This window comes from Synechococcus sp. B60.1, assembly GCF_047462555.1.
In the GTDB taxonomy this organism is placed as follows: domain Bacteria; phylum Cyanobacteriota; class Cyanobacteriia; order Thermostichales; family Thermostichaceae; genus Thermostichus.
On sequence record NZ_JANSJN010000006.1, the window covers coordinates 30,247 to 44,836 of the forward strand.

The 14,590-nt window shown below is 59.0% G+C and carries 9 protein-coding genes and 1 tRNA gene; 5 read left to right on the top strand and 5 right to left on the bottom strand.

All coding sequences use genetic code 11. The annotated features are described in order from the left end of the window. Window positions 1–52 precede the first annotated feature (52 nt). Window positions 53–790, top strand: coding sequence for a DevA family ABC transporter ATP-binding protein (locus NW863_RS01375; RefSeq protein WP_414363974.1), 738 nt, complete (start codon window positions 53–55; stop codon window positions 788–790). On the opposite strand, the gene NW863_RS01380 is transcribed toward NW863_RS01375, so the two are convergent. Then, a complete protein-coding gene (locus NW863_RS01380; protein ID WP_414363975.1) occupies window positions 787–1,761 on the bottom strand; it encodes a GDP-L-fucose synthase family protein in 975 nt (324 codons plus the stop codon). The two genes, NW863_RS01375 and NW863_RS01380, sit on opposite strands and share 4 nt — an antisense overlap. Window positions 1,762–1,816: 55 nt before the next feature. Beyond that, on the bottom strand, window positions 1,817–4,486 hold the full coding sequence (gene alaS / locus NW863_RS01385; protein WP_414363976.1) for an alanine--tRNA ligase: 2,670 nt from the start codon (window positions 4,484–4,486) through the stop codon (window positions 1,817–1,819). A 287-nt stretch (window positions 4,487–4,773) separates the two neighbouring features. Between alaS and NW863_RS01390 the strand changes: the two genes are divergently transcribed. After that, window positions 4,774–6,429: a protein kinase domain-containing protein gene (locus tag NW863_RS01390; protein ID WP_414363977.1), complete on the top strand. Its 1,656-nt coding sequence runs from the start codon at window positions 4,774–4,776 to the stop codon at window positions 6,427–6,429. An 18-nt stretch (window positions 6,430–6,447) separates the two neighbouring features. On the opposite strand, the gene NW863_RS01395 is transcribed toward NW863_RS01390, so the two are convergent. Continuing rightward, window positions 6,448–6,939, bottom strand: a complete 492-nt coding sequence (locus tag NW863_RS01395) for a hypothetical protein (RefSeq protein WP_414363979.1) — start codon at window positions 6,937–6,939, stop codon at window positions 6,448–6,450. Between the two features lie 49 nt (window positions 6,940–6,988). On the opposite strand from NW863_RS01395, the gene NW863_RS01400 reads away from it, so the two are divergent. After that, window positions 6,989–7,062, top strand: a tRNA-Asp gene (locus NW863_RS01400). 83 nt (window positions 7,063–7,145) lie between these two features. After that, a complete protein-coding gene (locus tag NW863_RS01405) occupies window positions 7,146–8,207 on the top strand; it encodes a histidinol-phosphate transaminase (RefSeq protein WP_414363980.1) in 1,062 nt (353 codons plus the stop codon). A gap of 23 nt (window positions 8,208–8,230) precedes the next feature. Here the strand turns inward: NW863_RS01405 and NW863_RS01410 are convergent, their stop codons facing one another. Further along, window positions 8,231–12,355 carry a hypothetical protein gene (locus NW863_RS01410; RefSeq protein WP_414363981.1) on the bottom strand — a complete coding sequence of 1,375 codons (4,125 nt, stop codon included), beginning with the start codon at window positions 12,353–12,355 and terminating at the stop codon, window positions 8,231–8,233. 509 nt (window positions 12,356–12,864) lie between these two features. On the opposite strand from NW863_RS01410, the gene NW863_RS01415 reads away from it, so the two are divergent. After that, window positions 12,865–13,338, top strand: a complete 474-nt coding sequence (locus NW863_RS01415; protein ID WP_414363982.1) for an Hsp20/alpha crystallin family protein — start codon at window positions 12,865–12,867, stop codon at window positions 13,336–13,338. A 46-nt stretch (window positions 13,339–13,384) separates the two neighbouring features. On the opposite strand, the gene NW863_RS01420 is transcribed toward NW863_RS01415, so the two are convergent. After that, the gene (locus NW863_RS01420) at window positions 13,385–14,167 is read right to left on the bottom strand and encodes an S-adenosyl-l-methionine hydroxide adenosyltransferase family protein (RefSeq protein ID WP_414363983.1); all 783 of its coding nucleotides are present in this window, start codon (window positions 14,165–14,167) and stop codon (window positions 13,385–13,387) included. Window positions 14,168–14,590: the final 423 nt, after the last annotated feature.

Sequence of the window (14,590 nt, forward strand, 5' to 3'; positions counted from 1 at the left end):
GATGGCCCACGATAAGTTGTCAACCCAAGTTGTTTGAGATTTTGAGTTCCCTATGCTGCCTTTCCTTCTCGATCAAGCCGCCCTCGCCTCCACCCAAAATGCCGTTGAGCCGGTGGTCAAAGCCGAAGGGGTGAACCACTACTTTGGCGAGGGATCCCTGCGCAAGCAAGTGCTTTTTGACATCAACTTCGTTTTGCAGCCGGGGGAGATCGTGTTGTTGACCGGCCCCTCCGGCTCCGGCAAGACCACGCTGCTCACGCTCCTGGGGGCTTTGCGCTCGGTGCAGGAGGGCAGCTTGCGGGTGTTGGGGCAGGAGCTGCGGGGCGCCCAGCCCAACACCCTCATCCAGATCCGCCGCCAGGTGGGGTACATCTTCCAGGCCCACAACCTGCTGCGCTCCCTGACGGCAGCTCAAAATGTGCGTATGGCTCTGGAGCTGCACAACGGCCTTTCCGCCCAGGAAGCCCAAGAGCGGGCGGAAGCGATGCTGGCGGCGGTGGGTCTCGGGGATCACGTCCACTACTACCCAGAGCAGCTTTCGGGAGGGCAAAAGCAGCGAGTGGCCATTGCGCGGGCCCTGGTCAGCCACCCCAAACTGGTGCTGGCCGACGAGCCGACGGCAGCCCTGGACAGCAAGTCGGGCCGCGAGGTGGTGACCCTGATGGAGAAGTTGGCGCGGGAGCAGGGTTGCACCATCCTGATGGTGACCCACGACAACCGCATCCTCGACATCGCCGACCGGGTGCTGCACATGGAGGATGGACGACTGGAGAGCCAGCCCCTTGCCTAGTTTGCCCCGTTGGAGGCGTGGCGGCGGTACCAGTCGATGGTGCGCTGCAGCCCCTCCCGCAGCCCCACCTTGGCCACAAAACCAATCCTCTCACGGGCTTTGGAGACGTCCAGGCAGCGGCGCGGCTGGCCGTTGGGCTTGTCCGTTTGCCAGCGGATCTCGCCGCGAAACTCCATCAGCTCGCAGATGAGGGCAATGAGATCCCGAATGGAGATCTCCTCTCCGGTGCCCAGGTTCAGGGGCTCGGAGCTGTTGTAGAGCTGGGTGGCCAGGAGAATGCCGCGGGCGGCATCTTCGGCGTAGAAAAACTCGCGGGTGGGGCTGCCATCTCCCCACACCTCCACGTAGTTCTGGCCCCGCTGTTGGGCTTCATGCACCTTGCGGATCAAGGCCGGGATCACGTGGGAAGTTTCGAGATCGAAGTTGTCCATGGGGCCGTAGAGGTTCACCGGCAGGAGGTAGATTCCGTTGAAGCCATATTGCTGCCGGTAGGCCTGCAGTTGCACCAGCAGGGCTTTCTTGGCGATGCCGTAGGGGGCGTTGGTCTCCTCCGGGTAGCCATTCCAGAGATCCTCTTCCTTGAAGGGGACGGGGGTGAACTTGGGATAAGCGCAAATGGTGCCCACGCAGACAAACTTCTCCACCCCGGCTAGATAAGCGGCGTGGATGAGCTGGGATCCCATGATCAGGTTGTCGTAGAAGAGCTCCGCCGGCTTGGCCTGGTTGAGGCCGATGCCGCCCACATGGGCCGCCAAATGGATGACGATATCTTGCCCCTGCACCACCTCTTGGCAGACTTCCCAGCGGCGCAGGTCGTGGGTGCGGGAGCGCGGGATCCGCACCTGCTCCGGCTTCACCCCCAGCACTTGCAACTGCTGCAGCACATGTTTGCCCAAAAAGCCACTCCCTCCGGTGAGCAAAATGCGCTTTTGGCTAAGGTCGATGGCACTGGACCAACTATTGGGCGTCATGGTGAGTGCGGAAAATCCCAGGCTTCCATTATGGGGCAGAGGGGCTGCTCCTCTCCTAACTGCTCGAGCTTGCAGGTTTCTTCCCTCCCTTTTCCAGCTCTGCCTGCAGCCGCTTCTGGGCCGCCTGTAGGGCTTGCGCCAGTTTCTCGGGCTGCTTGCCACCGGCCTGGGCCAAGTTGGGCCGCCCACCTCCACCGCCGCCTGTGAGTTTGGCAATCTCGCCGATAAAGGAGCCCGCCTTGAGGCCAAGTTGCTGCACCGCCGGGCTAAAGGCGGCCACCAGGCTGACCTTGCCGGCTTCCGGCACCGATCCCAGCACCACTGCCCCTTCCCCTAGCCGCTGCAGCAGGTGCTCGGCGGCGGTTTTAAGCGCCTCAGGAGGAGTGGATCCCAATTCCGCCACCAAGATCTTGAGATCCCCAACCGATACTGCCTGGGGCAAGAGCTGCTCTGCCTGGAGCAGGGCCAGCTGGCTGCGGGCCTCCTCAAGCGCCTTCTGGGCAGCCTTCAGCTCCGCCTGCAGAGCCGCTACCCGCTCTGGGATCTCCTGCGGCTTGGCCTTGAATTGGGCGCTCAGCTCCCGCACGACGCTATCCCGCTCGTTTAGGTATTCCAGCACCGCCGGCCCGGCTACAGCCTCGATGCGGCGGATCCCGGCGGCTACCCCACTCTCGGAGATGATCTTGAACAGGCCGATCTCGGCAGTGTTGCTGACGTGGGTGCCGCCACAAAGCTCCATCGACACCCCCGGAAAGTCAACCACGCGCACCTCGGCACCGTATTTTTCCCCAAACATGGCCACCGCCCCTCTGGCTTTGGCCTCTGCCAGGGGCAGAATGGCTACCTGAGCCGGATGGGCCTCAGCAATCCAGGTGTTGACCAGATCCTCAACCTGCTGCAGCTCTTCGGGGGTAAGGGGACGCGACAGGGTAAAGTCAAAGCGCAGCCGGTCAAAGGCCACCAGGGATCCCGCCTGGCTGATGGAGGGATCGACCACTTTCTTAAGGGCTGCCTGCAAGAGGTGGGTGGCTGTGTGGTGGGCCTGGGCGCGCCGCCGACAGGCCAGGTCAATCTGGGCCTGCACGGGATCCCCCACCCGCAGGATCCCCCGCTCCACCCGGCCTAAGTGGACAAACAGATCCCCCCGCTTTTGCACATCCTCCACCCGTACCAACACTCCGTCCCCGGCCAGGTAGCCGCGATCGCCAATTTGCCCCCCGGACTCCGCATAAAAAGGCGTGCGATCCAAAACCACCTGCACCACCTGCCCCGCCTCTACCTGAGGCACCGACTTCCCTTCCACCAGGAGCGCCTCCACCACGCCGCGGGCAGAGGACTGGTTGTAGCCGAGAAACTCCGTCTCGATTAAAAACTCAGCCAGCTCGTCCAGGGATCCCTGGGCCATGACGTCGAGGGTTTGGTGAGCGGCGCGGGCCCGCTGCCGCTGTTTTTCCATCTCTTGCTCAAAGCCCTGGACATCCACGCTAAAGCCGTGCTCCTGGGCAATTTCCTGGGTCAGCTCCAACGGGAAGCCGTAGGTGTCAAAGAGCTTGAAGGCGTCGACACCGGAGATCTGCTTTGGCGCGCCAGTGGCGGTGACGTTGGCAAACAGATCAAACAGCAGCCGCTCCCCCCGCTCCAGAGTCTTGAGAAACTGCTCCTCTTCCCGCTGCAGCTCGGCTTTGATCACCGCCTCCCGCTCCCGCACCTCGGGATAGGCCGCCTCCGCCAACTGGATGGCCGTCTCCACCACTGGCCAGGTAAAGGGCTCGCCGATCCCCAAGAGGCGCCCGTGGCGCACCATCCGCCGGATCAAGCGCCGCAGCACGTAGCCCCGATCCACATTCGAGGGGATTACCCCGTCGGCAATCAGATGCATCACCGCCCGCGCGTGATCCCCAATAACCTTGAGGGAGACTTTCTGCTCGGGGCTGGCCCGGAAGTAGTCCACCTGAGCGATCTCAGCCGCCTTCTGCACAATGGGGAAGATCAAATCTGTCTCATAGTTGTTGGGGACTCCCTGCAACACCTGAGCCAGCCGCTCCAGCCCCAGGCCAGTGTCGATGTTTTGCTTGGCCAAGGGAGTGAGGCGGCCCTCGCTGTCCCGGTTGAGCTCCATGAACACCAGATTGTAGATCTCCAGAAAGCGGGAGTCGTCCCCTAGGTCAATCTGCTCATCCCCTAGCTCCGGCTTGAAGTCGTAGTAGATCTCGGAGCAAGGGCCACAGGGGCCGGTGGGGCCGGCAGCCCAGAAGTTGTCCTCCTCCCCCATGCGCCGGATGCGGTGGGGCGGGATCCCAATCTCATTGCGCCAGAGGGCAAAGGCCTCCTCATCTTCTCGAAAGACGCTCACCACCAGGCGCTCCGGCGGCAGGCCAAACACCTCCGTCACCAGCTCCCAGGCCCAGGTGATGGCCTCTTTTTTGAAGTAGTCGCCGAAGCTGAAGTTGCCCAGCATCTCAAAAAAGGTGTGGTGGCGAGCCGTCCGTCCCACGTTCTCGATGTCGTTGGTGCGTACGCATTTCTGGGCAGTCGTGACCCGTGGGTACTCCGGATCCCGATGCCCCAGGAAGATGGGCTTGAAGGGTAGCATGCCGGCGATGGTCAGCAGCACCGTGGGATCCTCCGGCACCAAGGAGGCGCTGGGCAGTACCTGGTGGCCCCGCTGGGCGTAGAAGTCCAGAAAAGCCTGCCGGATGGCGGCACCGGAGAAGGATGGAGACATGGTCAAGGCGAAGAATAACTGTATTGATAATTCTAGGTTTTTTGCCGCTGGGGCAGTTGAACTCTTGAGGTCTGGATTTTGTCGGCACCGCCCGCCAAAGCAGAAAAATCTAAGCGATTTCTCCGATTGAGCCCGCGTGGGCAAACGCTAGGATCAGCCTGTTGGAGCCAGATGTGCAAGATTTTTCTCCCCTTGGTCTAGGCTAGATGTATCTCTGGCAACGCGCTTGCCCGCCCATCAGCCTCGTCTCGGTTACCTAGCCGTCAGTCGGTAGCGCTTGGAGGGGTATGCCCACCTGCTATTGTCTCAATCCTGACTGTCTGCAGCCAGAAAATCCACCGGATGCCTCCACCTGTGCCTCCTGTGGCCAGCCGCTGCTGGTGCGCAATCGCTACCGGGCCTTCAAGCGTCTGGGGCAGGGGGGATTTGGCGCCACCTTCTTGGCCCGCGATGAGGACATGCCCTCCAAGCCCTGGCGGGTGATCAAGCAGTTGCGCCCGGCTGAAAATTCGCCCCAACTGGCCAGGCTGGCGGAGGAACTGTTTAACCGCGAGGCTGAGGTGTTGGAGCGCCTGGGGGAGCATTCGCAAATCCCCAAGCTCTACGCCCACTTCCAAGAAGGCGGCCAATTCTACTTGGTGCAGGAGTTTATCGAGGGGATCACGCTTTCTCAGGAGATGCGGCGCAATGGGCCTTTCTCCGAAGAACAAGCCCGGCAAGTGATGCAGGAGGTGCTGCTGATCCTCAACTATGTCCACAGCCAGAACACCGTCCACCGCGATATCAAGCCGGCTAACCTGATTCGCCGCAAAGAAGATGGCCGCCTGGTGCTAATCGACTTTGGGGCGGTGAAGCAGCTTGGGCCGGGCCACAAGTCGTCGGAGGAGGGAACGGCGATTCGCTCCCTGGGCTTTTCTCCGCCGGAGCAGATGGCTGGCCAGGCGGTGGGCCCCGCCAGCGATCTCTACGCGCTGGCCGCCACTTGCATCAATTTGATGACTCTGGAGTCGCCGGCCAAGTTTTACGACCACAACACCGGCCAATGGGATTGGTCGGATCGCCTGCAGCTCAGCCCTGAGTTCGACGCCATTTTGCGCCGCATGCTGCAGCCGGCCATCAGCCAGCGCTTTGCCACGGCTACCGAGGTGCTGCGGGCTCTGCAAGGGATCCCGGTGCAGGAGGGCCCCCTTTCCTCGCCGGTTCTCTTGCCCAGTTCTCCGTTGACTGCCGATTCCAGCCCGTTGCTGATCTCCGACCAGTGGGCCAAACGCCGTTCAACCGCTCTCCCCCTGGCCCGAACAGATGGGTTCTCGCCTGCGCCGCTCCCTCGGTCCGGTGCGGGAGGCATGCTGCCCGTGGGAGCGGTTCCCACCGGTTTTACCCAACTGGGCCAAGCCAGCCGCATCACTGGCAGCGGGCAGATCAAGCCAGCCACCCCGCCGCGGATCCCGTCTTTGGCGGGGGCGGATCTGCGGGGCAAGTCTTTCGCCAACCAGAACTTAGCCGGTTATGACTTGCGCTGCGCCGATCTGCGGGGGGCCGATTTTTCAGGGGCCAATTTGCAGGGAGCCGATCTGCGCGGGATCCGCTTCAACACACCGCAACCCCGCTGGCTGCGCTTTTTGAGCCGGCTCCTCGGCTCGGCCAAGACCCTGGGAGGGATCCTAGCAGGCCTGGGAGGGCTCTTGGGAGCTGGGAGCCTGGCGTTTTTGCTCGTCCACCTCACCACGCGCAATGTGGTTTATGCCTTGGGAGCGGCTGGGATTGCTTTGGTGGTAGCCGGGTCGGTGCTCTGGTCTGCAGGCGGCAGGACTTCCCTGCCACGCCAAGCTGAAGAAAAGGGCAAGCGCTTCACCAGCTTTTACAAAGCGGATCTGCGAGGGGCGCAGATGGATAGGAAGCTGCGGGAGTTCGCCCGCCGCCAGGGTGCCATCGTGAGCTAGAGCGGATCCGTTCCCGCCTTAGGCTATGGGAGGAAGCCCGCTGCGGATAGCCTGGCTCACCTGCTCCGCCAGAGGCCGGCAGGCTACGGCTTTCCCTTGCCGCCGATCCCCCGCCTGGTCGTAAAAAACAATGCCTTCGGCGCGGGAAAGGCCCAGGGCCAAAAAGAGCAGCTCCAAAACCCCAAAGGAGGTGGCCTCCAAGTCCGGCGCTTGCTCCCGCAGTTCCGCCAGCGTGGCTTGAGCATCTTCCAGGTGGCCAAAGGCCGGGATCCACAGCTGGCCGATGGGTTCGAATCCTGGGGGGGACTCCGTCCCGGCGGATCTTTCTACCACCCGCACCGTCAGCCAGCCGCCATCGGGGTAGCGCAAGGTGGTGTACTGCAGGTGATCCAGGTGTTGGGCCACCTGGGTGAGCACCTCTGCGACCTGTTGCATCGCCGCTGTCGGGATCCCGTTCTGCGGGGCCTCCTCTACCAGCGTTGCGGCCTGGGCCGCCAGACTAGATACCATGATTGACAACCATCCTTACTTAGGTTCAAAATGGGTATTCGCAGCTCCTGGGGCTGTAGTTCAATTGGTTAGAGCACCGCCCTGTCACGGCGGAAGTTGCGGGTTCGAGCCCCGTCAGCCCCGTACCTGTTAGGAACACTCTAGCCTACATCGGCAAGCAGGTCAGCACTGCTATCATAGGTACCTTGCTCCGTTAGGGTAGGGAGATGTGTGCCTTGCGGTATCTGCGCCCGGATTTGCTTCACCTCAAGTCCTATGATGCCGTGCCGCCCCAAGCTGCCGACAAGTTGGATGCCAACGAGTTTCCCTGGGATTGGCCGGCGGGCTTCAAGCAGAAACTCTCCCTCCTCTGGGAAAAAGGGATCCCGAGCAACCGCTACCCCGATGCTCATCACCGGGGCCTCAAGCAGGCCATTGCCGCCTATGCCGGGGCAGATCCTGCCCAGATTAGCCTGGGCAACGGCTCCGACGAGCTCATCCGATCCCTATTCATTGCCACCTGCCTGGGCGGAAGGGGTGGCATTCTGGTGCCAGAGCCTACCTTTTCTATGTACGCCATCCTGGCCCAGAGCCTGGGGATCCCAGTGGTGCGGGTGCCCCGCCACCCTGAGACGTTTGCCCTGGATCTGGAGCGGTGTCAACAGGCGATAGCGGAGCAGCAGGTGCGAGTGGTGTGTTTGGTGGATCCCAATTCGCCCACCGGCAATGGCCTGAGCACCGCCGAGTGGGAGTGGGTGGAAGGGTTGCCCGCCGAGATTTTGGTGATCCTCGATGAGGCCTATTTCGAGTTCAGCCAACACACGGCCCTGCCCAAGCTGGTGGAGCACCCCAACTGGGTTATCTTGCGCACCTTCTCCAAAGCCTTTCGCCTGGCAGCTCACCGGGTGGGCTATGCCATCGGCCATCCGCAGCTCGTCCAGGTGCTGGATGCCATCCGCCTGCCCTACAATCTCTCGGCCATCTCCCAGTGGGCCGTTCAGATTGCCCTGGAACATGCCGAGGAGTTTTTGGCCGACCTACCCCTTATCCGTCAGGAACGGGAAGCCCTCTACCAAGCCCTGCAGGAGCTGCCGGGGGTGCGGGTGTGGCCTAGCCAGGCCAATTTTCTCTACTTCCGGGTGGCAGGATGGGATCCCCAGGATCTGCAGCGGGCCTGGCAAGAGCTGGGAACTTGTGTGCGCTGTACCGGCGGCGGGCTGCGCCTAACGGTGGGCACCCCTGAAGAAAACCAACGCGCCCTGGAGCGCCTGCAGCAGATCTTGCGGTAGGTGGCTCTACTTCCAACTCCTGCTCAACCTGGGCCGAGAAATCGCTGGATCAGGCCATAAACTTGCTGGAGCTGCCTCTCGTTGAGCCGCTTCAGTTCTTCGCGGATTGCCACTTGCAGTCTTTGAACTTCAGTTTGCTCCCGCTGCAGCAGCCAACTCTGAACAGGGCTGGGGTGCTCCACGAAGTCGTGTAGCCAGGGATCCCGTTCCTCCAGCTCAGGCTCTGCCTGGGGCAGTTGCTCACGCCAGCGCTCTTGCGCGCGGCTAAACTCCTCTGCCAAAAGATCGGTCGGTCGTCCCTCCGCCTGCAGAGAATCTCGATACTTCTTGTGAACCAAAAGCCAGCGCTGCCGAATCTGAGAGCGTTGCCATCTTGGGATTCTACCGATTCCGTTTTCAGCAAAGCGCTCATAAAACCTGAGCGCGTCTCGGTAGCGGCCCAGTCGCTCATAGGCCAGGCCCACCTCCAGCGGTTGCAGCCACCAAGCGTGCTCCCCGCGCACACTGCTTACCACTTCCTGCAGAAAATCCCGCAGTCCAGGGAGCTTCCACCTCAGCTCATCCCAGTTGGTTGCCATGTCTCGAGCCATGCTGGCCACCAACTCGTAGTCATGTCCGCGCTGCCACGCCTGTGGGTGGGCCTGAACCACTTCCCAAAGCCTGCCCCACTCGCGGCGCCGGATCAGGATTCGCAGCAGCAGCGGCCACTCTTTCAAGCGCTCCAGGCTGAGGATGACATCGTTGATGTACTCCTCCCACTCGCCCGCGAGGGGACGTCCCGCCTCCTGCCATTTGCTCACCACTGCTGCGTCCTGCCGGTCTTTGGATAGCCACCTCACCTGGCCAGGCGGCTTCTCCAATTGGATCTTGGCCCGGTAGTAGTAGGAATGCTCCGTTTGGCCACCTTGATCCCAAATGGCAACTGCCTCCTCAAGTTTCTGTTGCTGGAAATAACAGATGCCGAGAATTTTGTGATATTGCCCTGCGAACGGCTGCCGCTGGCCAAGAAAGGCCAAACGCTCCCTCAAGGCCTCAAGGGTCTCTTGCCAAAAAAGTTCACGGTCCTCCAGCTTAGAACGAAAAGTCTCTAGATTATCGAAAACTTGCTCCAGCTCCACCAAAAACTTCTCCACACAAACCTTCCAGGTGGGATCCGAATGCTTCGGGCTGACCTCAACGCTCAACCAATCTCGCACTCGAACTATCTGTCGAAAGCGCTCCATGGACTTGGCAGAGCTGTTTTGGGTTACCACCATCAAATCCACCAGAGGACTGTAGTCGGGGATCTCGGAGCACCTGGCAAAGTGAGTGGGACGATGCTGCTGTAACTCTAACCAAGCTTTTGCCTTCCAAAAGCACTCCCAGGCTTCCCGGATGAGATGTCTATTGGGTAGGGCGGATCTTTCCAGGCTTAAAAACTGACGACCTGCAGGAACGTAATCCCTCTGCAGCTTGAGGATCCAAGCTTGGCATTCCTGTTCTAATTTCTGGTTGACTGCCTGCCGAGCAAAGGCGCGTGCATCTTCCAAGAGCTCAGGATTTCCCTCCTCTACCCCTCGCCTAAGAAACCCAAGAGCCAAGTCCAGGACATCCTGTAAGTTTTTATCCGTCCAGTATTGGATGCCGGTGCCTGGAGCGAAGCCCGCCAGTACAGGCGGATGCGTTTGCCATTGGGATCGATCGGGCTGCAAATGAGAGTGATTGAGCCAAAAGTCAATCTCCAAGGCAGGATCCCAAAATTCCCGCCAGCCAACTGCAGTATCCACAACAGCTAAGGCTTCGATGGGGCGGGTAATACCAACGTATAGCTGGTTGAGAAAATAATGTAGCTGTAGGGATACTTTCTCTGCAGGTTCTTGAGCATAGTGGTTAAGCCTTCTGCTAAAGTTTTGTCGATAGTAGTCGCCAAACTTGTAGAGAATAATCTTTTTGAACTCCATGCCCTTGACAGCGGTAATAGTCTGCAGCAGCGCCGGCTTGAGATTTTGCTCCAGCTCTTCGGCAAAAACTCTCTGGAGTTCGGGATCTTGGCGGACGTAGTCCAGCTCCTCTCCTATGGGACAAGGCAGGATGCAAACTGTACCCGTGCTGTTCCTGAGCATACTCCTCAGCTCATGTTGAGTTAAGTTCTTGTCCTGGCCATCCAGCACAAACTTTTGAGCTGGCCTACCTGGTTCCTGAAAACGCCAAGGCTGCTGTGGATAAATCCCCCGATCATTGCTAAGAACTCGCCGCCACAGGTTAACCAGGTTGCTAAAACGAGTGATCTGAGGGCTACAGCGGTAGTTATTTTTTAACTCTCGGGGACTTGGAATCTCGAGAGAATGACTCGGCAACAAGTAAGCATGGATATGCTTGTAGAGATGGCTCCTTAGAGCATCCCAACGAAATCCTGTAGGATTGATCGTTTGCAGGGGATCCCCAGCAAAAGCATAAGGTAAACGCTCGATAGCCCAATCCAGCTTATATTTTCCCCAAGGTGACAAGCAGAAAACAATATTCAGCTCAAGCTGGGTAAAGTCTTGAACCTCATCACAGAAAATGACCGGATGAATTGATCTAAGACAACCATTCTGTAGGACATCTCTAGCCAAATCTTGATCGTCCCAGTAGCCTTCGTAGTTAGTTCGTTCCTGATAACCTGGCCAAACTTGCTCGTATATTCGATCAAAGACTTCTACATCTACAGTGCGGTCAGCTTGAGGCAATTCCCGATAGCAATCTGGATCCAAGTAGTCGCTTACTTCATAGCCCTTGATCAGAGTGCGAATCGTATGCCAAGCTAACTCTATATCGCTGCGGCCGCGGTACCAGCTCCGAAATCGATAAAAATTGACATATCGCTCCAGTTGATAGCGTTCTTGTCTCTCCGGCGGAAGACAGCTCAACAGGTAGTCCTGGAAGGTGCTAAAGAAAGCTTGACATCGCCCAATTTCCTCTTCTGAGAAGTCACTGCCTCTCTCTCGGTAACGATGGTTGACCCGCAAAATTGTACTTACCTTGCTGCGGGCTTGCTGTACTAGACTCGGGCTGTAGGTTAAAAAGAGAGGATGGTACTGAAAGTTTCCTTTGCTTGAATTCTTCAGGTAATGGCTGCAGTAATCAGCAAAACGGTAATACAACATCAGAGATTTGCCGCTTCCAGCTCGCCCGTTGATCAGTAGAGGCATAGAGGTGCTTTGGAGAATTTCTTCTTCTTCCATCGATAAAGCTAAGTTCCCCTCTGTAGTTTCCTGGATTTCCAGCCAGATGTTTTCATCTGCAACCATGTAATCGGGGTAGGCGCGGCGGGCATATCGCTTCCAAATCTCTAAAGATTGTGGGTGTTGGAGAATATCCGGCCGATCGGCCCCCATCCCAAATAGGCAAGTTTGGCGCCCTAGGTCAAACCGCTCTCTCTGCTCCGGAGCGTGGTCGTAAACCCCAATTAAAAATGGAGACAAGACTCTTTCCTGCTCACATACCTGCACCAGGCTGATAGCCAGATGTATCGAGCCTTCCCGCCAGCATCTAACCTCAGCTCCTGGATAAAACAGTGGTAGTTCCTGGTAGAGATTACCTTTCTCATCGCTAATGAATTGCTCTACCGCCCGATACACTTGGCGCCGCTGTTCTAGAGAAAGGGCTTGCACTTGCCGAACCCATTCCCCGCTTTCCAACACCAGTCGCTCCTGGCGGTTGGGAGTATTTAAAAACTGTGTCCAATCGTACAGTTCACTGGGGAGAGGGAGGAGCTGGTTTTGCCGCGCTTCCTCTTGTTCATTTTCCGCTTGCCTTTGTGCCAGCCAGGCCTGTAGCTGATCGTCAGGCACCCAGTTCCTCACCCGCTCTTGATAGCCGGGATCCTGCCGCCGCTCCAGGAACTCTCGGTACTCGTGGCTGCCTCTCCCCCAAAGGCCAAACAAGACCAAAACCGGCACCTCTCCCAGATAGCGCAGATCACCCACCAAGCGAACATTGCGCCGGAGGTTGCGCTTCCAGTAGGGGTAGCGAACGTCGAACAACCGGCTTAAAAGGGTGCGATCCCCCTGCGATAGCCGTTCTATCAGCTCCTCGAGGTTGTATGGCGCTCCTGCCTCCAAAACTTCTTCTAGACAATACACGTACATGGGATCCCACTGCTCAAGCTGTCCTGGTTTGAAGGCCATCTTAGAGGCGACCTGCCTTGCCTGTCAGCTCTCTCTCAAAACTTGCTACCAAACTGAGAGACTAACCAAATAACTTCAATTGAAGCTAGGGTTAGAATTTTAAGCTTTGATAAAGTGTGCTGAACTGGCGGGCAAATTAGAGAATCCAAGCTGTTACCGCACGGCCCTAACCCCCATTCCTCTGTCAAGCTGTCTGGCAGCATCCCCAGCAGAAGCCGATCGAACTGGCAGAGAAAAGGTTGCGACAGGGATCCCGCTGGCTCTAGATGAGGTTGTCCAAAGCAAACTTTGGAGAAAGGTGATGGGATCCTCCCCTAGCTGGATCGGTTTGCCCTCCCTGCTGGCAACAGCGGTCTTGGATCATTGAAGCAGAATTGGGTTTGGATCCCATCTCGTCTCAATACAGCTTTTTCCAACGTGGGGGAGTTCTGTAGAACGGTGGGATCCGGTTGTTATCCCTGTTGACCTGTTTTTCAAGAATTGTCCACCCTACTACCCAAGGAGCGGCTATGGAATTGGTTTACTTCACCCCCATCCTCGATGTGCGCCTGCAGCGAAGCACCCTTGACTTCCCGAAGCAGCAGAGCTCTGGAGAGCGCCCTCGCACTTTCTTCCCCACACCATTACAGGTTTGGGAGAGCGGCGAGGCCTACACTGTCCAGCTCTGGGTGCCCGGCGCCGATCGCGAGCGCTTCCACATCGAGGCCACAGCCCAGGAGCTCTCCATTAGCGGTGAAATCCAGCTTCAAGGCCCTGAAGGTGCTGAATTACGCTACCAAGAGGTGGAGCCTCAGCCTTTTCAACGCATCCTCAAGCTAGCCAAAAGCATTCAGCCGGAAAAAGTCTCGGCCATCTACCGGGATGGCATTCTCACCCTCACCCTGCCCAAGGCCGATGCCGTGCAGGCGGTCAAAGTTCAGATAGGAACCTCAACTTCCACAGCTCCGTCGGAAACTTTAACGGTGGAAAGCCAGCCTGCCTAGTCTCCCTTCTCCCCAAGCAAGAGGGGGCAGGGGTGAGGGAGTTCGCCTAGCTACCCCACTGCACGCGCACCTCGTCCCCTACTTTGAAATCCAAGGTGCAGCTGGCGTTGCCCCGGTTTTGCACAATCTCCACCAAGCCGGAGCTGCCCACCAGGGCAAGCAGCTCGCCCTCACTTCCCTCGGCAAAGGTGGCGGCGGAGCGGATGGTGATCCCCTTGACCCAAGCTCTCCAGTTGCGGCCCTCTACCCAGTTGCCGGGGAGAGTGGTGATGCCGTTGCCGAAGCGGTCGATGGCCTGGATCACGCCGCGGCCGCCGTCGGGCTCTGCCTGAGGTGGTGGCCAGTCCCAGCGAACCAGCTCGGCCACCTCCAAGGGATCCCCCAACTCTGCCAAAGGGATCCCGTTGGCCAGGTGGGCGGCCACCGGGGCAAAAATATCCCGCCCGTGAAAGGTACGGCTGGGAGAAGGAGTGCGCCAGTAGCGGGGTCGGTTGAGTTCCACAGCAGCCAGAGGTGGGGATTGCTCCAAAACGCCGCTGAAGAGGCCATTGTCAGGGCCGACCAAATAGCCTCCTTGGGTTTGGACGGCCACCGCCCTTCGGCTGCTCCCCACCCCCGGATCTACCACCGCCAGGTGAATGGTTCCAGAAGGTAAATGGGGATAGGCCGTCATCAGGGCAAAACGGGCCGCTGCCACATCCTGGGGCGGGATCTCGTGGCTGAGGTCGATCAGTTGGGCTTGGGGCGCGATTCCCCAGATCACCCCTTTCACGATGCCTACGTAGGGATCTTCGAGGCCAAAATCCGTCAGTAGGCTAATGAAAGGCATATACTGTCTCAACGTCATGAACTACCTCACCGCATGGGCAGACGGGTTTCCCCATCTGGGCAAGGCTTTTGTCTCTTCCTCCGCCCCAGTTGCTTCATCGTTCGCGGCAGCGGGACGGAGTCCATCCCGTATACCGAGTCTCCGTTTGCAAAGCGTGGCGCTAGCCATCGTAGAGCTGCAGCATCCAAGACGCACGAGGCGGGTTCCCAGCCCCGGGTGCTGATTAGGTGCAACGTTGTACATAACCATCACTGCCCCCCTGTCCCTCTCTATCGCAAAACCCCAGGCAGAACAGACAGGATAGCGATTGCTCAACCAACATCAGGGATCCTCCCAGTCAGCAGCAGTTGAGGTAGGCAGCGCCCTCAGGAGTTACCTTGCAAGACGGGAAGGCCGGCGCTGTACCTGCCTCCCTCCCCTCGT